Raw genomic sequence first — 24,811 nt, forward strand, 5'->3', positions numbered from 1 at the left:
ATAAATACCGGAGCGACAATAGGATATTGGAGTGTACCCAAAATCTTGGACAAATAATTTGAAAACTTGTTTTCTATTTATTAAAACTTAGTTTAAGAAAAGTAATTTGAAAAAAGTACATAGATGAATTTAAAATGTTAATTTTAGAATTATTAGAAGAAGGAAAAATAGAAATTATAAAAAAACAAAGCTATATTTTCAAATAATCGTTGTTGTAAAAGACAGCGGTTATTTTTTTAATTTGAATTTTTAAAACAACTTTTTACCCAATAAATTTTATAAAAATAGTAATTTATAATAGCCTCAGTTAAAAAGTAGTAATAAAATTTTAAAATAAACTTGACAGTGTTAAGATTTGGGCGTATAATCTTTACAGTGGTAAGATAATGAAAGTTAGGGGGAATTTAAGTATGGAAAAATCTAAAAAAAGTTACCATCATGGAAATTTACGGGAAGAATTGATTGAAAAAGGGATAGAGCTGATAAATGAAGTGGGAGAAGAAAAATTATCTTTAAGAAAAGTGGCTAAAATGTGTGGAGTAAGTAATGCGGCACCGTATACATATTTTAAGAAAAAAAGTGATTTGCTTTACGCAATGAGCGATTATATATGGGGAATATTGGCGGCGAAACTTGATAGAACGAGGAAAAAATATGAAAATCAAGAGGATTTGCTGGTAAAATTAGGAAAAACGTACGTTATGTTTTTTTGTGAGAATCATAGATACTATCATTTTATGATTTCAAGAAAAAATATGAAAATAGATTTATTCTCAAAGTTTTCAAAAATAGAAAATAATAATGAAAAAGCTTTTAGCATATTAAAAATTGAGGCAACGAAAATACTTGAAAAAATGGGAGTGCCAAATCAGGCTATGCAAGATAAAATTATAGCAATGTGGGCGTTGGTACAAGGATTAACAACAATAATGATTACAAATGATATAAAGTATTCTGAAAGCTGGGAAGAAAAAATAGAGGAGATAATAAAATCAGTTTGTATAGCGAAATAATCTTAAAAGAGAATTGAAAGTTGCTGGTTATTGTACGATTTTGAATCTTAAATTTGATTAATATTTAACAATTAAATTTTAAATAGATTTAATATATCTATGGTCTATGGAAGGTGAGAAATATGGAGTTAATTATACACGATTTAGACGATGAAAAATTGGAAAATTTAAAGTGGAAAATTGAAAAAAAGGAAAAAATTACGGATAAAATAAAAGATAGCATAAATCAAAAGAAAATAATAGTTGATGAAGATATATCTATAATTTGTGACAATGATAGAATTAAAAGCTGCATGGGATGTTTTGAATGCTGGATTAAAACTCCAGGGAAATGTAAAATTAGGGATGGATATGAAAATTTAGCAAAATTATATTCAAAAGCAGACAAAGTTGTGATTATAAGTCAATGTGTCTATGGTTCTTACAGTCCGTTTGTAAAAAATGTGCTAGATAGGACAATTCCATATTTGTTGCCATTTTTTAAATTTAAAAATAAAGAGATGCATCATATTACACGAAATAAAACAAAATTTGACTTAAATGTATATTTTTATGGAAAAAATTTGTCACCAAATGAAAAGACAGTTGCTAAAGAAATAGTAAAGGCTAATAGTGTGAATTTAGATGTGAAAAATTTTAAGGTTTCTTTTTTAGAAAATTAGGAGAATGATGAAATATGAAAATTAGTATAATAAACGGAAGTCCAAAAGCAGGCAAAAGTAATTCTGAAATATTAGGAAATTATATTTTATCCTTGCTTAAAGACAATGAAATAAAAAAATATTATTCAATTTCTGTTAGATTAGATAATAAAATTAAAAATGAAATTCATAATAGTGACATCTTAATATTTCTTTTTCCTTTGTATGTTGATGGAATTCCGTCCAATCTGTTAAAATTACTTGTAGAATTTGAAAAGGAAAAAGTTATAAAATCTGGAACTAAAATTTATTGCATAGCGAATAATGGATTTTATGAAGGTAAGCAAAATCGGTTGGCAATTTTGCAGATGAAAAATTGGTGCGAGAAAGTTAAGGCAGACTGGGGACAAGGAATTGGTGCAGGTGCAGGGGAATTGTTGCCGTATTTAAAAAAATATAAACTGGGGCAAGGACCGCTAAAAAATTTAGGTAAAGTGCTAAATAAATTTTCTACTAATATTCTAACTCTAAAAAGTGATAAGGATATTTATATAAATCCAAATTGGTTAAAAAGCCTGTATTTTTTTCAAGGTTCAATTTCATGGATTTTAAAAGGTAGAAAGAATAATTTGAGAATAAGGGAACTTTTTATAATAAAAAATATTAAAAATGTTAAATTTAGCGTTGATTTTAGAGATGGAAGCGAACAAATTTCACTAGTTGCCAAAATTTTACTTTTGATTATTATTTCTACATACATATACGCAATTTTTGCATTTAATGAGCTTATTATTTTGTTTTTTATTTTTGCACTTATCGTTGTATTTTATGCAATTCCAAAAATTATAACTCATACAATAAATGGTGGCAAAATCAATGATAGCGTTTATGATTGTCTTACCATTTACAGCAAAAATGGAAAAGTGATGAATATTATGATTTGCAACGACAAAGAATTTAAAGAATTTAAAAAATACTTTTTAGAAAATGTGAAATTAAATATTTCAAATGCTAAAACTAGCTTTGGAATTTTTGATAAAAATTTTTATAACACAAGGAGCGAACGATGAATTCAACAGGTAGCAGAGAAGCGAAAGCAAGAGTTGCTTTGGATAAAGCTGAAAAAAATATTATTGAAAAATTTACTAAATTCAATCTTTCTGAAAATAGTAAAGATAATTTAGAAAATATTCGTAAAATGTGGAATAGTGCAAGCAGTGGTTATAGTATTGCTGAAAATTTCACTGATATACTCGAAAAGATTTTAAAAAGCAAAGCTAGGGCTATTGTTTTGTTTGTAGAAACCGCAGCAGGAAATGTGTTATAATTGATAGTACTATAGGTGAAAGCAAAATGAAACAAATGGTTGGGGCGTTAGGAGATGCAATTATTGCTGGTGCGGCATTATTGACACCGCAAGGTTGGATAATTACTGGTGTAAATTTGGTATTATCTCTTGTTGATTGGGATTTGGGAAGTATATTTAAGAAAATATATGGAGAAGATAACGATAATATAAATATTACCTCAAATGGCTTTATAGAAGTTAGGAATAATGATGGTTCTATTTATACAAGACCATTATCGACACAAGCTAGAAAAATTTTAAACATTAATGGTGAGCCAAGTGGTTCTATATTTGGCGATAGGAAAGGCGATGTATTGTTCGGCGGTAGCGCAGATGACTTGCTTCAAGGCAGAAATGGCGATGATTTGCTTCTTGGCGGAGCCGGCTATGATACATACTTTACCGACGGCAAAGACACTATAAGAGATGAGGATGGAAAAGGTCAGGTATATTTTTATGGTCGCAAACTAACAGACGGCACTCAAATAGAAAAAGGCTCAAACATATATAAAACAAAAGACAATATAAAATATGAACTAATTGATAATAAGCTTATAGTAAATGATAGCCTTATTATAGAAGACTTTAATCCATACCAAGAGTATCTTGACATAACCCTACACAAAGCAGATGAGATAGCTGTAAATGTATCAAATGCAAATGCGGTAGAAAAAGCAGGAAAGATGAATTTTACAATCTCGCTTAGTAGAGAGTTAAAAAAAGGTGAATTCATAAAAGTAACCATACCTGCCATAAACAGCAATGAAGCAAAAACTTATATGTTTATGCACCATAGCAACCCAAACTATACGCTAGGAGCAGCATAGAGCATGTATTTGGTAGCACAAATTATGAATATTAACAATATTCTAGCCCCTTCGAGCTGCCACACCATTAGTATGGCTATTTGATATTAATTTCTTTAACAGTATTCTAGCCCCTTCGAATGTTATTTCGTCGGCATTGCCTAGAGCTTTGATTAACTTGCCGCCTTGCGTATAGTGATAATGTCTATGCATTTTAACCGTTCCGTCTCTAGCTAGCGAGCTATAAAATTTAACGGCTATGAAATCGTCTAAGACTTCGACCATAGTGCGCTTATATTGCGGCAAAATAAAATTCCTGGCTACTTTATCAGGATCTGATTAAAATTGGATTATCCTTGATTTTGGTAAAAACTTCTGTCATCTTTCTTCCTTTGTATAGTAATTTTAGGCAGATTATAGAATTTCCTCAAAGGATTAACAAGGCAGGAGCGCAAAAAAAAGCTACTATACAATTTTTTAATATATAGTAGTTTTTCTTAAAATATATGTATGAATCGATGATTTTCGGTGCTAAGAATTTTTTAAGAATAATTTTAAAATTCCCAAAAATAGGGCTCAAAAAATTATTTAAAAATTCAAAAAACGAAAAAAATAGGGAAAATTTTGATAGATGGTGCGACCGACGAGATTTGAACTCGTACACCTTGCGGCACTACCCCCTCAAGATAGCGTGTCTACCAATTCCACCACGGTCGCATAAATTTTAAAGCTTGATCTTAAGCCTTGAATTATATAAGTTTAAAGCCCGATTTCTCGGGCTTAGAATTAATTTGCAGCAGCCTTTAAACCCGCTGTCAAAAAAGGATTTACGAAAAGCAAGATAAATGAAATAACTAATGCATAGATAACCTGCGCTTCGATCATAGCTAGCGAAATATACATCGTATTCGATAGCTTGCTAGCTACGCTCGGATTTCTAGCGATGCCGTTAAGCGTTGCACTAGCGGCATTTCCCATGCCTAATGCGCCACCCAAAGCGGCTAGACCTAAAACGACCGCAACGGTAATTGCAGAAAAAGAAACAATCTGAGTGTAAGCACTTAGCTGCTCGCTAGCGAAAGCCGCGCCGCAAAGCGCAAATAACAATACAAGAACTTTTTTCATAAAAGTCTCCATAAATAAATTTTAAAACGAGTTTCGGCTCAATACCCCCTACTCCAACGTTTTAAGTGTGGAATATTATTAAAATTTTGCTTTTGATTTGTTTAATCTGGCGGAATTTGAGTTAAATTTAACAAATCCCGCCAAGCAATCTAACGCTTAGCGTCCAGATACGTATTTAGCGCCGCAATGTAGGCCTTCGCAGACGCTAGCATCGTATCTACGTCAAGTCCTCTGCCGATGATGGCGCCCTCGTCTTTAAATTCCACCTTAACGGTTACTTTCGCCAGCGCGTCTTTGCCCTGCGAGACCGCTTTTACTTGGTATTCTTTCAGGCTACCGCTGATGCCGCTAATGCGGTCTATCGCCTTAAATATCGCATCAACGCCGCCGTTTCCAAGCGCGCTGTCGCTTAAAATTTCATCCTTATACCTTAGCGTAAGCGCAGTGCTAGCGTGTCCTTTGTTGCAGCTATTGGAGCTTAAAACCAGCACTTCATAGGTCTTTTCGGCTCCCACGAACTCGTCGTTTACGAGCTCTCTAATATCCTCGTCGAAAACGTCCTTTTTGCTATCGGCGAGCGCTTTAAATTTATTAAACGCAATCTCAACCTGCTCGTTACTAAGCTCATAGCCCAAAGATACCAGCTTGTCTTTGAAGGCGTGGCGGCCGCTGTGTTTGCCCAGCACGAGCGAGTTTTTATCAAGCCCGATATCCTCGGCGTGCATTATTTCGTATGTTTCTTTGTGTTTTAACACGCCATCTTGGTGGATGCCGCTTTCATGCGCGAAGGCGTTTTTGCCGACGATCGCTTTATTAGGCTGCGGCTCGATGCCGGTAATGCTCGCAACCAAGCGGCTGGATGGATAAATTTCTTTCAAATTTATATCGGTATAAAGCGGCGCAAATTTATCTGTGCGCGTCTTGATCGCCATTACGATCTCCTCTAGCGCCGCATTGCCCGCGCGCTCGCCGATGCCGTTTATCGTGCACTCGACCTGTCTGGCTCCCGCCAAAATAGCGGCTAAGGAATTTACGGTAGCCATTCCCAAGTCGTTGTGATTGTGCACGGAAACTACGGCGCGCTCGCCGATAAGCTTAACGAGCTCGCCTATTCGGGCGGTGATCTCATCCGGATAGAGATAACCCACCGTATCGGGGATATTTATGGTGGAGGCCCCGGCGTTTATCGCAGCGTCGCAGATCTCTTTTAAAAAACCCATATCGCTTCTGCACGCATCCTCGCAGCTAAACTCCACGTCATCGCATAGGCTTTTTGCGTATTGCACGGCATCTACGGCGCGCTTTATGACCTCTTGCGGCTGCATTTTGAGTTTAAATTCCATATGGATAGGGCTTGTGGCGATGAAGGTGTGGATGCGTCCGAGCTTCGCGCCCTTTATCGCTTCGCCCGCGGCCTTGATATCTTTTTCTAAAGCGCGTGCAAGCGAACAGACGCGAGCCTTGCTAACAGCGCTCGCGATCTTTTCTATCGCGTCAAAGTCCCCCGGGCTCGCCGCCGCAAAGCCAGCCTCGATAACATCTACGCCCAGCTTTTCAAGCTGCAACGCAAGATGGATCTTCTCATCCGTATTCATCGACGCTCCGGGGCTTTGCTCGCCGTCACGAAGCGTCGTATCGAAGATTATGATTTTATTTTTGTCCATTGCTTGTCCTTTCAAATCGTTAAAATTTGGCAAAATTATAGCCGCGCAAACTTAAAACAATCGCGATAATAAACATATTTGAGATTATTTCGCCGTTTCCTCGGGTTTTTCTTTTTTATGAAATTTGGCCGCGCTTAAATTTAAAGCTCCGCGAACCAAACCGTAAACAATATAGACCAAAGTGAGCACTGCCGGGAATTCCAGCCTGAAAAGATATAACAGCGAGAAAAATACGACGATTAGAAGCACTAAAATTTTAATCGCATTGGGGCGTTTTAGGCTGATTTTTTTAAAGCTCGGAAAGCGGATGTTGCTTACCATCAAAAACGATAGCGCCGCCATTGCGATGATCAAAAATACGCCAAATCCTTTGGAGAGCTCATATTTTAGATAAATTCCGATCCAAAACGCCATCGTAATCGCAGCCGTTGGTATCGGCAGCCCGATAAAAACGCTAGGCTCGTAGGTGCCCGTGGTGACGTTGAATCGCGCCAGCCTGATCGCGCCGAAAACCACGTAAAGCGCAGCTACGAGCGAGCCGACCTTACCGTAATCGTGCCCGACCGCGCAGTAAAACAGCAGCGCCGGCGCTACGCCGAAAGCAACGATATCCGCAAGGCTATCAAATTCCACGCCGAATTTCGACGTGGCATGCGTTAGCCTTGCCACGCGGCCGTCAAGCCCGTCGCAGATCAAGGATAAAATGATATAAAAGATCGCGGCGCTGAAGTTGCCTTTGATCGTAGAAATTATGCTGATGACCGCTAAAAATGCACTTGCCGCCGTGAAAAAATTCGGCAATATGTAGATTAATTTTCCCTTTTCCTCTTCCATCTCTTACTCTTTAAATTTTATTTTCGCACCGCTTTTCGTTCGGTGCCGCGGATCGCGCATAAAGCATTTTAGCGCGACCTTCTTAAAATTTAGCCCTAAGTTCTTACCGCGCGCGAAGCTTTAAATTTAAGCTTCGCTCTTTGCGCTTTCGATATCGTCGTTAGCGCCTAAATTTCGCACCAAACGGGTAGGCATGCCGTTGTCTTTTTCAAATTTAGAGATGATCTCCACGATCTGTTCGCCCGAGACCGTCTCCTTCTCATACAGCGCCTTTACCATCTCCTCGATCGCCGGAGCGTAGGTCCTTAGTGTCTCTTTTACCGCCACGTAGCGCTCATCCAGCGTCTTGCGGACATATTCGTCGATCTTAACCGCCGTTACCTCGCTGTAATCCTTAATGCTCTGTCCGCCGTTTAGGAAGGAATACTGCTGTTTTTCGAGCACCGCAAGCCCCAACGCATCGGTCATTCCGACCTGAGTAGCCATAAATTTAAGCATATCGGTAGCGCGCTGTAGGTCATTGCCCGCGCCGTCGGTGATCTCTCCTAAAAACACGTCCTCCGCCGCGCGCCCCGCCAAAAACGTATCGATCTCGGCAAAAATTTCATGGCGCTGGTGTAGGTATCTATTTTCAAATGGCGAATTTAGCGTATATCCCGCGGCGCTCAATCCGCGCGGTACGATAGTTACTTTAGATACCGGCATCGCGCCTTTGGTAAGCTCGGCGATGAGCGCATGTCCGCTTTCGTGGTAGGCGACGATCCGCTTTTCAATCGGGCTTACGCGGCGCGATTTTTTAGCCAGTCCGATACCGACGCGCTCAATCGCTTCGAGTAGATCTTTTTGCTCAACCTCTGCCTTTGCCTCGCGACCCGCTAAAAGCGCGGCTTCGTTGATGATGTTTGCAAGATCGGCTCCCGCAAAGCCCACGGTAAGTCGCGCGATCTCTTCGATATCGATGTCGCGGGCAAATTTAACGTCGCGCATATGCACCCTCAAAATCGCCATTCTGCCGTCAAAATCGGGTCTATCGACCAGAACCTGCCTATCGAATCTGCCCGGACGCAGAAGCGCCGCATCCAGCGTCTCGGGGCGGTTGGTAGCCGCAAGGACGATCACCGGGCTTGATTCCGAGCCGAAGCCGTCCATCTCGGCAAGTAGCTGATTTAGCGTCTGTTCGCGCTCGTCGTTACCGCCGCCTATGCCGCCCGCGGTTCTGCTTTTGCCGATTGCGTCGATCTCGTCGATGAAAACGATCGCCGGAGCCTGCTTCTTAGCGTTATCGAATAGATCGCGCACCCTGCTGGCACCCACGCCTACGAACATCTCGATAAAGCTGGAGCCCGATACCGAAAAAAACGGCACGTCCGCTTCGCCCGCGACTGCTTTGGCTAGCAGCGTCTTACCCGTGCCGGGAGGGCCCACTAAAAGCACGCCTTTTGGAATTTTAGCCCCGAGGCTGATATATCGCTCGGGGTTTTTTAAGAAATCTACGATCTCCTTAACCTCCTCTTTCGCCTCTTCGACGCCCGCTACATCACTAAATTTAACCTTCGGCTTTTCGGCGCTTACCAGGTTTTTGGAGCTTCCGATGCCGAGCACGCCGCCGCCCATATTGCGCTGCATGCGGTTGGCTAAAAACATCCAAATTCCAAAGAAAATCACGAGCGGCAAGACCCAGCTAAAGAGCAGATCGGTCAAAAAATTACTCTCGTTATACGCACCGTATGGAATTTTGCGCGATTCTAAAATTTGAACTAGCTCGGGATCATCCACGCGCTTGGCGGTGTAGATTACGTTGCCAACTTGAGCTTTAATCGTGGAGCTTCCGATGGAGACCATGCTTACTTGGGAGTTTTTGATCTGCGATTTTAGCTCCGAATAGCTTACGTTTCTACTCTCGCCCGAAACGGAGCCTAGCACTCCGCCGCTATCAAAGCCGCCGCTTGGCGATATCGCTTTAAACACGACTATCAAAATAAGCGCGAAAATAATAAAAACGCCGATCGGATTTTTATTGAAAAAATTGTTTCCACCGCCGTTTTTGGGAGGTTGATTATTTGGGTTGTTATTCATATTTTCCTTTCATAAACGAAGCTAAGCCATTCGTTTTGCTTTTTCATCTGCACGAAATTTAAATCCGAAAAGGCCTGCTCTATCCTATCTTTATATTTTTCTAAAATTCCCGACAGCACGAGCTTACCGCCAGGTTTTAGCGCTTTTTTCAGATCCGCGCTTAGGATCAAAATCACGTCGGCGATTATATTTGCGACGACGAGATCAAACTGCGACTGCGCGGCTGCGCTTGAACTTTGCTCGTTTAAGCTTGAAACGCTACCGAGCCAAATTTGATCTATCTGCACGCCGTTTTTCTCGGCGTTTTGCTGCGTAGCACTCACCGCCTGCTCGTCGGTATCGCAGGCGCTTGCCTTTGCGCCCAGTTTTTTCATCGCGATACTTAAAATTCCGCTGCCACAGCCCACGTCAAGCGCGCTCATGCCCGCGCAAGTAAGCTCGCTAAGTAGCGCCAGACACATATTGGTGCTTTCGTGATGACCCGAGCCGAACGCCAGCGCAGGATCGATCAGCAGATCGATTAGCGCGGGATCTTGCGATCTTTCGCACCAGCTCGGACGAACGTAAAATTTGCCGACCGCCACGGGCGCGACCCCTTTTTTATATTCGTCGAGCCAATCTTTGTTTTGCTTTTTTAAAATTTCGATCTGTAGATCGGCGTCTAAATTAAGAGTGCGCGCGAGCCCCTTTTTAAACTCTTCAAACGCAAATTTTAAATTTTGCGGATCCTCTTCGTCGCGGATTATGAAGCGATCGCCGCGCTCTTCGACGCAGGTAACGCCGAGCTCAAACGCAAAGCCCTTAAAAAGCTCGCTTGCATTCGCGCTTTTTACGATCATCTCATAAAAAAAATCTTTCATCGCCTCACATCGCCTTTAAATTTTAAAATTTGCATATTACTAAAATTTAGTTCAAACTTTGCTTACGCTCGGGCGTTTTTATAGAGCTTCAAATGCCTTTTTAAGATCGAGCGTGCCCTCATAATACGCCTTGCCGACGATGACGCCTGCAATGAGCCCTGCGTTTTTCAGCGCGATTATGTCGTTTATATCTTTAACGCCACCGCTTGCGATAGTGTCGATACCGCTAGCTTTCGCGATAGAGCGGCTAAATTCTACGTTTACGCCGCTTAACATACCGTCGCGCGATATGTCGGTGCAGATGATCGCGCAAACGCCCGCGTCCGCGTAGTCTCGCGCCAGATCAGTCGCTTTTACGCGGCTTAGCTCCGCCCAGCCCTCGGTCGCTACTAGCCCCTCTTTTGCGTCTATGCCCACGACGATGCGGTAAAGCTTCGCCATTTGTTTTACGAAATCCGGGTTTTTTAGCGCCGCCGAGCCCAGGATAAATCTATCGACGCCTAAGCTCAAATACTCCTTTATACGCGCTTCGTCGCGGATGCCGCCGCCCACTTCTACGCGCAGACGCGTGCTTTTTACGATCCGCTCGATCGCTTTGAAATTTACCGCCTCGCCTACAAACGCGCCGTCGAGATCAACCAGATGCAGCCACTTAGCGCCGAGATCTTCAAATTTTTTGGCTAGCTCGCAGGGGTCTTTGGAATAAATTTTTGCGCTTTGCATCTCGCCCTTGCTAAGACGCACGGCGCTTCCTTGTTTCAGATCGATCGCAGGGAAAATTTCCATCACAGCTCCGTAAAATTTTTAATGATTTTTATGCCCGCATCATGGCTTTTTTCGGGATGCGGCTGAAAGGCAAATACGTTTTCGCGCCAGATCGCGCTTGCAAACTCATAGCCGTAAAATGTGGTCGCAAGCGTGATCTCGCGCGCGCAAAGGACGTGGTAGGAGTGCACGAAATACAGATACTCAAACTCGCCTAGGCCCACATTTATAGGCGAGCGCTTTATAAAATGCGCGCTGTTCCAGCCGACGTGCGGGATCTTTAGGCTTTCAGCATGGGTAAAATTTTGCCCGCAGCGCTCGCCAGACTCCGCCTCGTCTGAATTAAATTCCGCCCCGCCCGATCTAAATTTAAAATCTTCGGATCGGAATTCCACCCCCTGAATATTAAATTTCGTTTTGTCAAATTTCACGACGCGACCGGGTAGAATTCCAAGCCCGCTGCGCGCGCCGAATTCCTCGCTTTCTTCAAACAGAAGCTGCATCCCAAGGCAGATGCCTAAAAAATATCTGCCGCTTGCGACGAATTCTTTAATCGCGGCGTCCATACCGCTTGCGCGAAGCCTATCCATCGCCTCGCCGAATGCGCCCACGCCCGGAAGCAAGGCTTTATCGCAGCTCAAAAGCTCCTCAGGGCTGCGCGCGAGGCAAAATTTAGCGCCGCAAAAGCTAAGCGCGTTCATCACGCTTTGGATATTGCCCGCGCCGTAATCCACGATGCCGATCAAGCCGTGCCCTTCATATCGTTTAATCGGTGCGAAAACTCCGGCACGATGCGCTTTAGCTTATCCGCGACCTGAGCGTCCTCGCACTCCGAAAGCTCCTCGATCTGCGAGCTTAGCTCCTCTAGGTCGTATTTTGCGGAGTGGGTTACGAATATGGATTGGTACTTCGTGCTCTTGTCGTTTTCGTCGATCAAAAGCTCCTCGTAAAGCTTCTCGCCGGGGCGCAGACCTACAAATTTAATACCCAGCTCCTCTTTGCCGGCAAGCTGCAGCATTCGCTTGGCAAGATCGGCGATCTTTACGGGCTCGCCCATATCCAGCACGAAAAGCTCACCGCCTCGCGCGATGGAGGCTGCTTGAAGCACCAGCTGGCACGCCTCGCTAACGAGCATAAAATATCTCGTAATCTCGGGGTGCGTAACGGTAAGCGGCTCGTTCGCTTCGATCTGGCGTTTAAATTTAGGAATGACGCTGCCACTTGAGCCGAGCACGTTTCCGAAGCGCACCGCGACGATCTGCGTGTCGCTTGCCGCGTCGTTGGAATTTAGCGCGTAAAGCTCGCAGATACGCTTCGTCGTGCCCATAATGTTCGTCGGTCGCACCGCCTTGTCGGTCGAGATCAAAACGACCTTTTTCGCGCCATGTTTTTTGGATAGATCGATTACGTTTTTTGTGCCGATGACATTGTTTTTGACCGCTAGATGCGGATTAAACTCGCATAGCGGCACGTGCTTATACGCCGCTGCGTGCACGACTACTTCGGGATGAAATTCTGCAAAAACCTCCTCCAGCTCATGGCGATAAACGACGTTTATCATCTTTAACTCATTGCGCGCGTCCGCGCCAGTCGCTTCGTTGATCGAGTAGAGGTTAAACTCGCTGTGTTCGACCATAATGAGCCGCTTTGCGCCGAATTTCAAGCATTGCTTACAAATTTCGCTTCCTATCGTGCCGCCCGCACCCGTTACCAGCACGATCTTGTCTTTGATAAAATTTTCAATCGCCTTGGTGTCGAGGTCTTTGGGCTTGCGCGCGAGCAGATCCTCGATCGATACGTCGCGGATCTTTTTGCTCTCATCCTCCAAAAGCGAAAAGAGCTTGATATCCTTTAGCCCGTATGCAAAAAGCTCGTCGTAGAGCTCCTTTAGCTCGTCCGGATACAGCGCTAGCGCGATGATCGCGGTTTTGGCGCCGCTATCTTTGATCATCTGCGGAATTTCGCCCTTGGCTCTGACGACGTAGTTTTCGCAATACGTCCCTACTAGCTCAGGCCGCCCGTCCACTACGCCCACGGGATAGTAGTTGATATATTTTTGCCGCATACCTTTTAGGACGTGAAAGGTCTTGCTCGTAGCGCCCACGACGATGCAGGGCTCGTTATTCGTGATATTTTTCTTCTCACTTAGAAACATCCGCTTTGAAATTCTAACCCCGCTGATCAAAATAAACGAGATCGCCGCATCGATGATGATGACCGAGCGCGGGAACGGGTTAAAAATTTTACTCGCTAGAAAGAATAGGATTAAAAAGGTAAGCGCTGCCATAACGTGCGCATAAAAGAGCTTCCTCGCTTCGTATAGCCCGAAAAATCTCCACGGCACGAGATAGATACGCAAAAACCAAAAATAGAAAATTTTAATCGCAGTAAGGCTTGAGGCGCTAAGCAACGCGCCTTTATAGAATTCGTTCGGTATATCCCCGCTAAATCGCAGCAAAAACGCGATATAAACGGAGAGGATCGAGATAAAAATATCTCCTAGCAAAAAAAACGCGAAGCGGCTAAATTTAGTGGGTTTTAACAGCATTAGATGTTTTCTTTTACGATTTTTACGACGCGTTCAATCGTCTCGTCGCTCATATCGGTGCCGCTAGGAAGGCAGATGCCGCGACTAAACATATCCTCGCTCGTGCCGTCAACTACACTAAGTGCGCCTGCGAAGATGCTTTGCAGATGCATTGGCTTCCAAAGCGGACGAGATTCGATGTCAGCTTTATTCAGAGCGTCGATAACCTTTAAATGAGCACCTTTTTGCTTAAATAGAAGCGTGCTAAGCCATCTGTTGCCCTCGCTACCATCGACTTCCGGCATAAACTCCACGTCGGTTCCTTTAAACAGATCCTCGTAAATTTTAAAAATTTCGCGTTTTCTCTTTACACGCTGCGGCAAGACCTCCATCTGGCCTACGCCGATAGCTCCTAAGACGTTGCTTAAGCGGTAGTTGTAGCCGTAGTCCTTGTGCTCATAGTGAAGCAGCGGCTCGCGCGCTTGGGTGCTTAAAAATCTAGCCTTAGCCACTAGCCCCTCATCGTTTGAGATCAGCATGCCACCACCTGAGGTAGTGATAATTTTGTTGCCATTGAAGCTTAGTGCGCCGCATTTTCCGATACCACCAAGTGCTTTACCTTTATAAAATCCCCCCAGCGCCTCTGCGGCATCCTCGATAACATCAATGCCTTCGTTCGCGCAAATTTCGCATATCTCGTCCATCTTCGCAGCCTGTCCGTAAAGATGCGTAACGACGAGCACATTTGGTTTTTTCGGCGATTTTTTGATCGCTTCTTTAAGCAACTTCGGGCTTAAATTCCAACTCTCGTCGCTGTCTATCAGCACTGGCACGCAGCGCTCGTAAAATATCGGATTTAGCGACGCCATAAAGGTAAACGTGGACCCTAGCACCACGTCGCCGTCCTTTACGCCGCTGCAACGAAGCGCTAGATGAAGTGCCGCCGTGCCTGCGTTTAGCGCCAGCGCGCCGCGCGTGCCAGTATAGGACCTCACTGCGTCTTCAAAGCGATTGACATATTCGCCCAAAGGCGCGATATAGTTGCTTTCAAATACTTTTTTTATATACTCAAGCTCATTGCCACCCATATTCGGCGGGCTTAAAAATACTCTTGCCATCTCTATCCTTCCTTGATCTTTAAATTTAACCTCGCGCGTCGCAAGGCTAAATTTAGCTTTCGGCATAAAATTTAAATGCTCGGATTTTATCACTTTTAATGCTATAAATTTTAAATTCAGCCATTTTTTTTAATCACGCGAGCAGGCACGCCTACGGCTACGCTATCGCTAGCTATGTCGCGCACGACCGCAGCGCCCGCGCCGATGATGCAGCGCTGCCCGATACTTAGCCTCTGAATGACGCTGGCGCCGATTCCAATGTGAGAAAACGCCCCCACCTTCACGCCGCCGGCAAGCGCTGCGTTTGGGCTAACGTGCGCAAACTCGCCGATCTCGCACTCATGCTCGATTACGACGCCTGAATTGATTATCACGCCGCGACCGATTTTAGCTCGCGCGTTTATCACGGCGCCGGGCATTACGACCGCGCCCTCGCCGATGACGGCGCTTGGGCTAACGATCGCGCTTTGATGAATCAGCGTCGCTATCTCAAAACCTGCGCGTGCTACTTTCTCTTGGATCTTTGCGCGGGTTTTATTATCGCCGATTGCGATTATTACGGGGTGCTTCGGCAGATCCTCGCTAAATTTCAGCCCTGCCGCGTCGTCTAAAAAAACGACCTCGCTAAATTTAGCCCCGCGCGCGGCTAGCGCGACGTCGGCAACCACCAGCCCGTGTCCGCTCGCGCCGTAAACATAAATTTTAGTTGTGCCCATTAAATTTCTCCGTCGTCGCCATACCTTCTTTATTCACGCCCTCTTTCGCAAGCACTTTTTTGATCGTTAAAAGCGCGATCTTAAGATCGAGCGCGAAGCTTAAATTTTGCGCGTAATACGTGTCGAACTCAAATTTTTTCTCCCAGCTGATCGCGTTGCGACCATTTACCTGCGCAAGCCCCGTGATGCCCGGGCGCACGCTGTGCCTAAGGCGCTGCTGCGGCGAATAAAGCGGCAAGTATTCGATCAATAGCGGTCGCGGCCCGATGAAGCTCATATCGCCCTTTAGCACGTTGAAAAGCTGCGGCAGCTCATCCAGGCTTAGCGCGCGGATCTTTTTGCCGTAATCGTTCAGCCGCGCTTCGTCTGGCAGAAGCTCGCCGTCCGCGCCGCGCTCGTCGCTCATCGTTTTAAATTTGTAAATTTTAAAAATTTGCTCATCAAGCCCAGGGCGAGATTGCGTAAAAATCGTGCTTTTGCTAATGTGCTTGCGGATCAAGAACCACGTAAGCGCCATCACGGGCGAAACCAAAATAATCAAAATCAAAGCCGCCGTAAAATCGAGCGCACGCTTTAAAAAACACCTATACATCGATAAATTTCCTATAAACCTCTAAATATTTTTCCGTAACGATCTTTTCGTCGTAATTTGCAAGTACCATCTCGCGCCCGTTTCGCCCTAGCCTCTCGCAAAGCGCAGCATCGTCCAATAGAATTTCGATCTTTCGCGCAAGACCCTCTGCGTCGCGAGTGCGGCAGATCAGACCGTTGACGCCATCTTGCACCGCCTCGACGCAGCCGCTGCAATCGCTTACCACGCAGGCTCGCGCCATGCTCATCGCCTCTAAAACCGTGCGCGGAAAGCCCTCCTTGTAGCTAGGAAGTGCCAGTAGGTAACTAGCCTTCAAAAGCTCAGGCACATCGTTTCTAGCACCCAGATAATGTACCGCACCGCTTTGCAAAAACGCAGGATCAGCGGTGCTTTTATTGCCCGCAAAACCCTCGCCCACAAAGACAAATTTCGCATCCAATCGATCTTTTAAAATTTCTGCTGCTTCGTAGAATTCTCTCACGCCCTTATGCCACATCGCGCGAGCTATCATCAGTACGATCTTTTTGCCGTACAAATCCTCGCCCAAATCCGCCACACTAACGGTTTTGGGGTTGAACTTTTCAGCATTTACGCCTACACTTTTAATTCTTATAACCTTTTGCTTCGCAATAAGCCCGCGAGATAGCATATAATCGGGATCGGCATCGTTTACAAATATGCAAGCATCCGCCTGCAAAAATGAAAATTTATAAAGCTTCTCCAATACCGCTCGCACGAGCCTTGTTTTAATATCTTCGTCGATATAAAAGCTACCCAGCCCCTCGACTAAGTTTATCACATATTTTATACCCGCCTCTCGAGCCGCCAGCGTACCAAACACATTTGATTTGTGCGCAGCTGTTTGCAGCAGGTCCAAATTTAGCCTCTTTAGCTCGCGCGCAAGGGCTTTGGTGTTGCTAAATACGGTAAACGGATTTAGGCTCGCTCGATCAAGATCGTAAGTTACGGCATTAAAATCGCGTGCCAAATCCTGCGTATAAGCGCCGCGAGGAGCAATTGCGAAAACCTCGTGCCCGCGCTCTTTTAAAGCCTGCATTATCGGGCGGCGAAAGAAATGTAAGCTCATATCGGCATGGCTTAAAAACCCTATGCGAGCCATCTGTTGCATTCCTTGTTTGGCGTTGCGAGATTAAATTTCATAAATTTCTCCTTAGCTTGCGGCAAAATTTATCTAGCGCTTTAATTTATAAACTTTCACAGCAGGGCTTAAGATCACAGGCTCGAATAGCTCGGGCCTATATCTTTCAAATACAAAAAGCTGAATGTAGCTTGAGTTTAGCATCGTCTTATCTAGCAGCAAAAATCTCCCGTAATCGCGCATGAAAACCACGTAAAATTGCGCGCTGCTGTCCATATTAAACTCTTTTACCGAAAGCTTGCCATTCGCGTCGTAGCTCGTTTCGTAAAAGGTATTGATCGCAAATTTTCTACCGCTATACTCTAAATTTAAAAGGCTCGGTGAGATCGAAAAGCCGTTGTCCATATGCACGCCGCTTTGATCCTGAACGAACCTATCGCTCGTTATGAAAAACAGCTCACTTAGCTGCTTGCCGTCGGTGATGTCGATATTTGAAAACTGCGTGACGACGGGGAAGATATTCATCATACGATCGGGCAAGATGTAATAGATGTCGCGCGTAGGCTTCGGCGGCTTAAAATCAGCCAGTCCCAAGCTTAAGATAAAGTCATTTACGTCCGTGGCGTTATAATCTTTTAAAATTTGCTTTAGCTTGTTTGGAATTTTCTCGCTATATCCACGCTCAGTGTATTCGACATCCAGGCGCGCCATATTCGCAGAGCTCATCTGATCTTTAAAAAGCGCGAAGCTAACGGGGAAATTATCGTTGCCTAGGTGTTTGCCGCCGTCGATAAGGGTCTTTACGTCGCTGTAATAGCGTATGCCGTATCCGTAGTCCCACCACGAAAGCGCGTAATCCTCGCGCTGCGCCTTATCTTTGAGCTCATCTAGCACCCGTACCTCACTTTGATAAAAGACCGTATCGACCTTGTACGAGACGATGTGCTGCCACGCTGGATAGATCGCAAGCGCCGTCAAAATCAGTAGTATCGCGCGTGCAGCGATCTTTGGCAGATCCAAGCGCTTTACGCAAAAATACAAAATATATCCGAAGCTCAGTCCCATCACACCCACGGCATAGATCGTAAATCTAAGGCCTGCTTTGTTTGCCGCAAAGCCCAAAAGCAAAAGCGGGATCGAGAGCAAAAATTCCTTATGCCTAAAGCAAAGCACTACGTATCCGATCGCTGCGATCACGAAAACCGCGACGTGCGAGCTGATGCGCTCCATAAATACTTTAGCCGGCACGATGCCCGATTCTTGGATCGTTTGATTGACGTTGAAAAAATGAAATGCCGTATCGGCGTTGTCCGCAAAGGAGCGGAAGATATAAAATTTCGCCTGAAAGATGATCGGGCTAAGGCCTCCGTTTGCGATAAAAAACGCTACGGCAAAGCCGCCCAAAAGGGCTAGGGATTTAAAATTTAATAGCTTTCCTTTAAATGCAAAGAGCCAAAATAGCACAAGCGAGATTAAAATTTTAGCTACCAAAGGCGTGGAGCAAAGCGCAATCAAAAAGATGATCATCGCTTCGTAATTTACTCTACTTTTTCGCTTAAAAATCAGCGTATAGGCGAAAAACATGGCGAGCATCATGGAATTTAGCGAGAAGCTTGAGGGATACCACCACATATAAAATATCGTAAACGCGCCCAGCCAAAACAGCGTACTACGCGAACCGCGCGTGCAAATGCGGATGAGCGCCCACAAAATACACATCGCAAGCACGATATTTAGCATATCGGTGTCGTAATACCCAGCCATCGTGCGGTTGTAGTAGCTATTCGCCACGCTCGCTACAAGCGCGCCTATAAAGCCCGCACGCATGCAGCGAAACTCGCTTGAGATCAGCAAAATAGGCACTACGATGAGCGAGCTAAACAAAGCCGGCAAATAAACGAATATCGTCTCGATTTTAAAGGGCAAAATTTCAGCCAAAAACGCCGTCACGATCGAAAGCGGCGCGCTAAAATAACTAAGATCGTTAGGCTGATGAAAGCCGGCGAGTCGGTCGCGTGCGCCCTCTGCAAAGGCGTAGCCGTCGTTGGTGTTTATCATCAGCTCGCCGTCCCAAAAAAAGTAGTTCACAAAACCGCTCGCCCAGTGCACCCACCACATGCGAAACGCCACGCTAAAGGCAAACGCGAACACAATCATCAGCAAAATATGCTTGGAGAACTCATAATTTTTTATGAAGCCAAAAATCCTACGCCTGGCAGGAAGCGCGCCAGCTGCCTGATTTTTAGAATTTTGGGAATTTTCTGCTGTAAAGCTTTTAGAATTATCAGAATTTATGCCGTTTGTAGAATTTAAAGCGCTTGCGGAATTCGCATTTTTAAATTTAGCCAAATTAGCGGCTTTTGCGGAATTTTTATTTGTAGAGTTCGCAACACCAGCGGAATTTTTATTTGTAGAATTTTTGCTCGTGGAATTCGCAGTACCTTTCAAATTTGAGTTTGTAGAATTTGCGCCTGCGTAATTTTCAGAATTTACCGAGGTAGAATTTCGTCCGCTTGATTTTTTAGCCTTTTTGGATTTTTTTTGTGCTCGCATTTTTGCAGAAACAGCGCGCGCTTGATCGTCGCTTAAATTTTTAACGCCAGCGTGCGCGGAATTTTTGCTCGCAGAATTTTTTGCATCAAGCGCGGAATTTTTATCGCTCTGAGGCGCGGTATCCTCGCTACCCTTAAGCTCGGCATTTTCGCCGCTAAAATTCTCTCCGCCGCTTGCGGAATACTCTGCGTCAAAATTTCCCTCACTAGCAAAATTTTCGCTTAAGGCAGCTTTGTCGGCACCCATTGATTGCGCGCCTTTTTGATCGTCCGATCCTTCGTCGATCTCTCTGACGCTAAAAGCCTTTTTTTCTTCACTCACGCCTATTTTCCTTCGTCGATTTGTTCTATTTTTACGATCAGCTCGCTTGCTATCTGTTTTTTATCGAAAAACGAGGCTCTAATTTTAGCCTTTTTCTCATAAAATTTTACATAATTTTCATCATCCAGCGCTTTTTGCATCGCCGCTTGAGTGCTTTCTAGATCGTTTACGCCCACCAGTACGCCCCATTCGCTTTGCCCCATAAGCTCGCGCGCGCCGCTTTGATGATCGCTCGAAATCACGAGCTTGCCGCACGCAAGAGCTTCGATGAGCGCGTTTGAAAACCCCTCAAAAAGGCTTACGAAGACAAACGCGTAGCATCTGGCCATATATTTATACGGATTTGCGTCAAAGCCCAACAGCTTCACGCGACCGCTTAAGCCGAGCTCCTCTATCAGAGCCTCAAGCTCGGCTCGCAGCACGCCGTCACCTAAGATCAGCAGGTCTTTGTCGTTATTTTTTAAATTCGCATACGCGCGGATTAAAAGCGCGTGGTTTTTGCCCGCATCGAGCCTGCCGACGCTTAGGAAAAACGGCCGCTCCTGCGCAACCTGCTCCTCTGCCTTGCGCCCGATCTCATCTAGATCGATCGCGTTATACAGCACGCTCATCTTGCGCTCGTCAATTCCAAAATTATCCGCCAGATCGCGCAGATTGCCGAGCGAATTCGGAAAGATAAAATCGGCCTTCGGGTAGAGCTTGCGCAGCAAAAGCTTTGAAATTTTGGATTTGAAGCTCTCATCTTTATACAACACCGACGGCGTCGAGCATTCGTTAAAAATCATCGTTCCGCCCAATCCGTAAACTCGCGCCAGCGCCGCCACGTAACACGGGCGGTTCATCCAAACAAAGTGGATATCGATGCCCAGCCTCTCGCATAGTTTTTTGTAGCGCAGCGCCAAAAACGGCAGCTTTGCAAGCTTTAGCAGCCCGTTTTCAAAAGGGGCTGATTTTTCGATAAAATGAATCTGCACGCCGCTTGGAATTTCATAAAAAATCCTCTCGTTCATCAGCACCAGATGCACCTCGTAACGTGCCGTAAGCTCGCCTAAGAGGTTGCTTACGACGCGCTCGGCGCCGCCGCCGCCCATCGAATATATAAAAACGCTTAATTTCTTCATCCATTTACCTTTTAATATTGCTGCCGCGCCCTAAATTTAAGCTTTAGTTCCGCTTTTTATGCGAGCGCCGCCCCGCCGCCGTTTATAAATTTAGCGTATTTTGCGCTGTTCTAAGCGGCTAAATTTCATCGCGCAACGCGGCTTTGTAAATTTAGCCGCGCCGATACGCTTGGGCGCAAGAGCCTATCTTAGCACACCGAAGTTTAAATTTAATCCCTGCGCGCCCTAGGGCATCGATAAGCGGCTGCTATTTGCGCGCAAACCGATCGATCAAGCCCTGCCAGAGCTCAACGATGCGCTCCTGCGAAAAATCGTCTAAATTTTCATTTGCATTTTGCACGAGAGCGTCTCGCAGCGCCTCATCACGCATTAAATTTTCAAGCTTGCTCGCAAGTTCATTCGCATCGCCGCATTTAAACAAAACGCCGCTAAAGCCATCCTTTATGAGCTCTTTTGCGCCCGCCGTGTCGCTACTAAGCCGTGCGCAGCCGTAAAATGCAGACTCGATCAGCACGTTCGAAAGCCCTTCATTAAGCGAGCTTAGCACAAAAATTTTAGCTTCTTTATACAGCTCGCTCACGTCCTGTTTATGCCCTAAAAAACGCACTTCAAGTCCAAGCCGCGCCACGAGCTCGCGCAAGCTTTCGCGCAGCGAGCCGTCGCCCGCAATTAAAATTTCCCACTTCGCAAGCAGGCTTTTATCGATCCTGCTTAGCGCGTCAAAGTAAATTTCATACCCCTTTACGGGCTCGAGCCTGCCGACGCTTAAGATCACGTTTCGCTTGGCGCTTTTAGCGCCATCAATCTCGCCGAAAAAGGGATTGTGCACGACGAAGCAGTTTTTGACAAATCGCGAATAGAACTCAAAGTCCGAGCGCGTAAGCACCGTAAGCGCGTCCGCTTTTTTGTAGCACAGATCGCGCACGCGGCTAAAAAGCCCGCTTCGCAGATAATCGTGCGCGTTGTGCTCGGTCGCGATGAGCGGGATGCCTAGCCCAAAGCTTGCGATCACGCACGCTACGTTCGTCCAGTCCATAAAGCTGATGATGACGCTCGGACGCTCGCGCTTGAAACACTCGCGCAAAATTCTGTATTTATCGAACCTGCCGCCGTTTTTATAAACGTCCAGATGCAAAAATTTTATCTTTTCGCTAAATTTATACCTACCCTCGTCATTTTCCAAAATCGCGATCGTAACGTCGTTTGCGCGCGCAAAATGGTTCGCCAAAACCTGCAGCACGCGCTCGGCGCCGCCGTTTCTAAGAGCTGCGATGACGAATAAAATTTTCATTTTAACTTCCGATAAATTTTATAAAATAGCCGCAAAAGCGCGGGGCTAGCGTAAAATAAGACCATCATCAGCGTCTGCGTGCGGCTTGCATGCGCCGCGAAAAATCCAAAATCCAGCCGCTCGCGCACCAAAGCGTGCAGTGAGCGGATCTGCTGCGCAGCTTCTGCAGCGCTTAAAGGCGAGCGGGGATCTGCGGTCTTTCTTTGCGACGCGGAATTCTGCTCGGAATTTCGCATATAATTTTGCTTGGCGGAATTTTTAACTGCAGAATTTTCACAGCATGCGCAAGATAAACTATCAGCACCGCGCAAATCCGCCTCGTTTGCCAAGCTGCACGTATTAGCCTCGGAAGGAGAAGTTGCATCTCCATCCGAACTTGCAGGATCAAAGCTCGATTTGATAATTAAAAACGCCGTATTCAGCGCGGACTCGCAGCGAGTAAAATTAGCCTCACGCGCCAAGCTCGGATAATTCACAGCGATCGCCTCAGTATAGCGGCGCACCGCAGCGATGACTGCAAGATGCCTGCGCGCGAATGAGTTTACGGTCGAGCCCGCCCTTACGCGGTAAAAATATAAAATTTCATCCGTGCACGCCGTAATAGAAGCGTTAAAAATATCAAAAAATATCGCCACATCCTCATAGATCTGCCCCGTAGGAAAGCGCAAAGCAGTGAAAATTTCGCGAGCAAACAGCGCGCGCCAAACCGCGGTGCTAAAATACGGATCCTGCGTGCAGCTGCGTCTAAAAAGCTCTTGCGGCGATATTTTATATTCGCCTGCGCAGGTATTTAAATTTGCAGCTCCTCCTGGATCGCTAACCTCTTTAGAATTTTGATTTTCTTTAGAATTTAAAGCCGCCTTGAAATTATTTATTTCGCTCTCGTCGCCAAATGCTGTGTAGCCGCACATAGCGATTTTGGTGCAAAATTTCTGTGTAAGATGAAAAAGAGTCTCAATCAAATCAAGGCTTATCAAATCATCGCTGTCTACGAAACTGATAAACTCCCCGCGAGCGACATCCAAAGCAGCGTTTCGCGCGCTAGCCTGCCCGCCGTTTGGTTTATGCAGCACGCGCACACGGGGATCGCGCGTGGCATATTCGTCGCAAATCGCCTCGCTGCCGTCATTTGAGCCATCATCTACGAGCAAAATTTCTAAATTCGCATAAGTCTGCGCCATGATGCGCTCCACGCAAGCGCGCAGGAATTCTTTGACATTATAAACGGGGATGATGACCGAGATTAGGGGATTTTCGCTCATTATTCCTCCCTGTGTATCGTAGCGGCTATGAAATCCAGCCAGCGTCGCCCGATCGTTTCAATTTTAAAGCTCTCCTCGCGCTTGGAGGCATTTTGCACGAGCCGCTCGCGTAGCTTTTCGTCACTCATTAGAATTTCAAGCTTTTTAGCGATACTTGCGCTATCGCCTACAGGGCACAAAAACCCATCTACGCCGTCGCTTATAAGCTCGCTAGGACCTGCGATGCAATCCGTAGAAATTCTAGCGGTGCCGAAAAATATACTCTCCATCAAAATATTGCAAAAGCCCTCCATCTTGGAAGTTACGACTACGATTTTAGCGCGTTCATATAAGCTTTCGATATCGCGCACAAAGCCGATGAACTGCACATTTAAGCGCAGCTTCGCAGCTAGACTCTCAAGGCTCTTTCGCTCCTCTCCGTCGCCTGCGATCACCACCTTCCACTCTTTTAAAAGATTGAAATCTATAAGCGCAAGCGCCTTAAGAAGGACATCAAAGCCCTTATAGACATTGAGCCGGCCGGCTGCTAGGATGATATTTTCTTTAGGCGGGCGGGCGTCTTTAGCATGGCTGATCTCAAACATCGGATTAGGCATAATCACGCGATTTTGCACATATGTGTAATGATCCAGATCAAATTTACTAAGCACGCTAAGAGCTGCAGCCCTCGGATAAAAGATCCGCTTGAGCGCGCGCCAAATCGGACTTTTTAAAAAGCGATGATTGGTGTGTTCGGAGACGATGATTTTCTGTCCGACTCCAAGATTTGCGATAAGCGTAAGAACATTGGTATTATCTAAAAACGAGATTACTACGTCAAATTTACGACTTTTTAGAAGCCTGTGCAAGGCCAAAATTTTATCGTAGCGCTTTTTTATATTTCCAAATATTCCTAAATCGCCCACTCCTAAATCCAAGCTAAGAAGCTCGATCTTAGGATCCAGCGCGTAAAACGGCTCATCTGCGTCAAATTTTATCACACAGACTTCATTCTCACGGCAGAAAAAATTTGCCAGCACGCTTAGCACGCGCTCGGCACCGCCCTTGCCTAAAGCAGAAATTACCATAGCTATTTTCAT

Annotated in this window: 22 protein-coding genes and 1 tRNA gene; 5 read left to right on the forward strand and 18 right to left on the reverse strand. The window is 45.3% G+C overall.

Annotation, left to right across the window (positions count from 1 at the left end; all coding sequences use genetic code 11):
* The first annotated feature begins 410 nt into the window (after window positions 1–410).
* From Q0605_RS00170 to Q0605_RS00190, 5 genes are all read left to right on the forward strand, one after another.
* Complete coding sequence (locus Q0605_RS00170) at window positions 411–1,013, forward strand: TetR/AcrR family transcriptional regulator (protein ID WP_298703192.1); 603 nt, start codon at window positions 411–413, stop codon at window positions 1,011–1,013.
* A gap of 122 nt (window positions 1,014–1,135) precedes the next feature.
* Window positions 1,136–1,675 (forward strand): hypothetical protein, encoded by a 540-nt coding sequence (locus tag Q0605_RS00175; RefSeq protein ID WP_298703194.1) that lies wholly within the window; start codon window positions 1,136–1,138, stop codon window positions 1,673–1,675.
* Between the two features lie 14 nt (window positions 1,676–1,689).
* Entirely contained in the window at window positions 1,690–2,724 is a 1,035-nt protein-coding gene (locus tag Q0605_RS00180) for a hypothetical protein (protein ID WP_298703196.1), read from the forward strand.
* Window positions 2,721–2,981: a hypothetical protein gene (locus Q0605_RS00185; RefSeq protein ID WP_298703198.1), complete on the forward strand. Its 261-nt coding sequence runs from the start codon at window positions 2,721–2,723 to the stop codon at window positions 2,979–2,981. Before Q0605_RS00180 ends, Q0605_RS00185 begins: the two co-directional genes overlap by 4 nt.
* A 26-nt stretch (window positions 2,982–3,007) precedes the next feature.
* Window positions 3,008–3,829 (forward strand): hypothetical protein, encoded by an 822-nt coding sequence (locus Q0605_RS00190; RefSeq protein WP_298703199.1) that lies wholly within the window; start codon window positions 3,008–3,010, stop codon window positions 3,827–3,829.
* Between the two features lie 611 nt (window positions 3,830–4,440).
* On the opposite strand, the gene Q0605_RS00195 is transcribed toward Q0605_RS00190, so the two are convergent.
* The 18 genes from Q0605_RS00195 to Q0605_RS00280 all read right to left on the reverse strand — a co-directional run bounded on the left by Q0605_RS00195 (window position 4,441) and on the right by Q0605_RS00280 (window position 24,811).
* Window positions 4,441–4,525, reverse strand: a tRNA-Leu gene (locus Q0605_RS00195).
* A 69-nt stretch (window positions 4,526–4,594) separates the two neighbouring features.
* Window positions 4,595–4,933, reverse strand: coding sequence for an ATP synthase F0 subunit C (gene atpE / locus Q0605_RS00200; RefSeq protein WP_177386747.1), 339 nt, complete (start codon window positions 4,931–4,933; stop codon window positions 4,595–4,597).
* Between the two features lie 149 nt (window positions 4,934–5,082).
* Entirely contained in the window at window positions 5,083–6,597 is a 1,515-nt protein-coding gene (locus tag Q0605_RS00205; protein WP_298703201.1) for a 2-isopropylmalate synthase, read from the reverse strand.
* A gap of 84 nt (window positions 6,598–6,681) precedes the next feature.
* Entirely contained in the window at window positions 6,682–7,431 is a 750-nt protein-coding gene (gene pssA, locus Q0605_RS00210; RefSeq protein WP_298703204.1) for a CDP-diacylglycerol--serine O-phosphatidyltransferase, read from the reverse strand.
* A gap of 126 nt (window positions 7,432–7,557) precedes the next feature.
* Complete coding sequence (ftsH, locus tag Q0605_RS00215) at window positions 7,558–9,507, reverse strand: ATP-dependent zinc metalloprotease FtsH (RefSeq protein ID WP_298703206.1); 1,950 nt, start codon at window positions 9,505–9,507, stop codon at window positions 7,558–7,560.
* The gene (locus tag Q0605_RS00220) at window positions 9,504–10,367 is read right to left on the reverse strand and encodes a 50S ribosomal protein L11 methyltransferase (protein ID WP_298703208.1); all 864 of its coding nucleotides are present in this window, start codon (window positions 10,365–10,367) and stop codon (window positions 9,504–9,506) included. The genes ftsH and Q0605_RS00220 overlap by 4 nt, the downstream gene beginning before the upstream one ends.
* A gap of 78 nt (window positions 10,368–10,445) precedes the next feature.
* Window positions 10,446–11,153: a 1-(5-phosphoribosyl)-5-[(5-phosphoribosylamino)methylideneamino]imidazole-4-carboxamide isomerase gene (gene hisA / locus Q0605_RS00225; protein ID WP_298703210.1), complete on the reverse strand. Its 708-nt coding sequence runs from the start codon at window positions 11,151–11,153 to the stop codon at window positions 10,446–10,448.
* Window positions 11,153–11,878: an imidazole glycerol phosphate synthase subunit HisH gene (gene hisH, locus Q0605_RS00230; RefSeq protein ID WP_298703212.1), complete on the reverse strand. Its 726-nt coding sequence runs from the start codon at window positions 11,876–11,878 to the stop codon at window positions 11,153–11,155. Before hisH ends, hisA begins: the two co-directional genes overlap by 1 nt.
* The gene (locus Q0605_RS00235) at window positions 11,875–13,680 is read right to left on the reverse strand and encodes a nucleoside-diphosphate sugar epimerase/dehydratase (protein WP_298703214.1); all 1,806 of its coding nucleotides are present in this window, start codon (window positions 13,678–13,680) and stop codon (window positions 11,875–11,877) included. Before Q0605_RS00235 ends, hisH begins: the two co-directional genes overlap by 4 nt.
* The gene (gene pglE, locus Q0605_RS00240; RefSeq protein WP_298703264.1) at window positions 13,680–14,777 is read right to left on the reverse strand and encodes a UDP-N-acetylbacillosamine transaminase; all 1,098 of its coding nucleotides are present in this window, start codon (window positions 14,775–14,777) and stop codon (window positions 13,680–13,682) included. The genes Q0605_RS00235 and pglE overlap by 1 nt, the downstream gene beginning before the upstream one ends.
* A 116-nt stretch (window positions 14,778–14,893) precedes the next feature.
* Complete coding sequence (gene pglD, locus Q0605_RS00245; protein WP_298703216.1) at window positions 14,894–15,493, reverse strand: UDP-N-acetylbacillosamine N-acetyltransferase; 600 nt, start codon at window positions 15,491–15,493, stop codon at window positions 14,894–14,896.
* Window positions 15,480–16,085, reverse strand: coding sequence for an undecaprenyl phosphate N,N'-diacetylbacillosamine 1-phosphate transferase (gene pglC / locus Q0605_RS00250; protein WP_298703219.1), 606 nt, complete (start codon window positions 16,083–16,085; stop codon window positions 15,480–15,482). The genes pglD and pglC overlap by 14 nt, the downstream gene beginning before the upstream one ends.
* The gene (locus tag Q0605_RS00255) at window positions 16,078–17,205 is read right to left on the reverse strand and encodes a glycosyltransferase family 4 protein (RefSeq protein WP_298703221.1); all 1,128 of its coding nucleotides are present in this window, start codon (window positions 17,203–17,205) and stop codon (window positions 16,078–16,080) included. Before Q0605_RS00255 ends, pglC begins: the two co-directional genes overlap by 8 nt.
* Window positions 17,206–17,277: 72 nt before the next feature.
* On the reverse strand, window positions 17,278–20,058 hold the full coding sequence (locus tag Q0605_RS00260; protein ID WP_298703224.1) for an STT3 domain-containing protein: 2,781 nt from the start codon (window positions 20,056–20,058) through the stop codon (window positions 17,278–17,280).
* Between the two features lie 2 nt (window positions 20,059–20,060).
* Window positions 20,061–21,179 carry a glycosyltransferase gene (locus Q0605_RS00265; RefSeq protein ID WP_298703226.1) on the reverse strand — a complete coding sequence of 373 codons (1,119 nt, stop codon included), beginning with the start codon at window positions 21,177–21,179 and terminating at the stop codon, window positions 20,061–20,063.
* A gap of 247 nt (window positions 21,180–21,426) precedes the next feature.
* Window positions 21,427–22,470, reverse strand: coding sequence for a glycosyltransferase (locus Q0605_RS00270; protein ID WP_298703228.1), 1,044 nt, complete (start codon window positions 22,468–22,470; stop codon window positions 21,427–21,429).
* On the reverse strand, window positions 22,467–23,732 hold the full coding sequence (locus tag Q0605_RS00275) for a glycosyltransferase (protein ID WP_298703230.1): 1,266 nt from the start codon (window positions 23,730–23,732) through the stop codon (window positions 22,467–22,469). Before Q0605_RS00275 ends, Q0605_RS00270 begins: the two co-directional genes overlap by 4 nt.
* Window positions 23,732–24,811 carry a glycosyltransferase family 4 protein gene (locus tag Q0605_RS00280; protein WP_298703233.1) on the reverse strand — a complete coding sequence of 360 codons (1,080 nt, stop codon included), beginning with the start codon at window positions 24,809–24,811 and terminating at the stop codon, window positions 23,732–23,734. The genes Q0605_RS00275 and Q0605_RS00280 overlap by 1 nt, the downstream gene beginning before the upstream one ends.

This window comes from uncultured Campylobacter sp. (assembly GCF_938017705.1).
Taxonomy (GTDB): Bacteria; Campylobacterota; Campylobacteria; order Campylobacterales; family Campylobacteraceae; genus Campylobacter_B.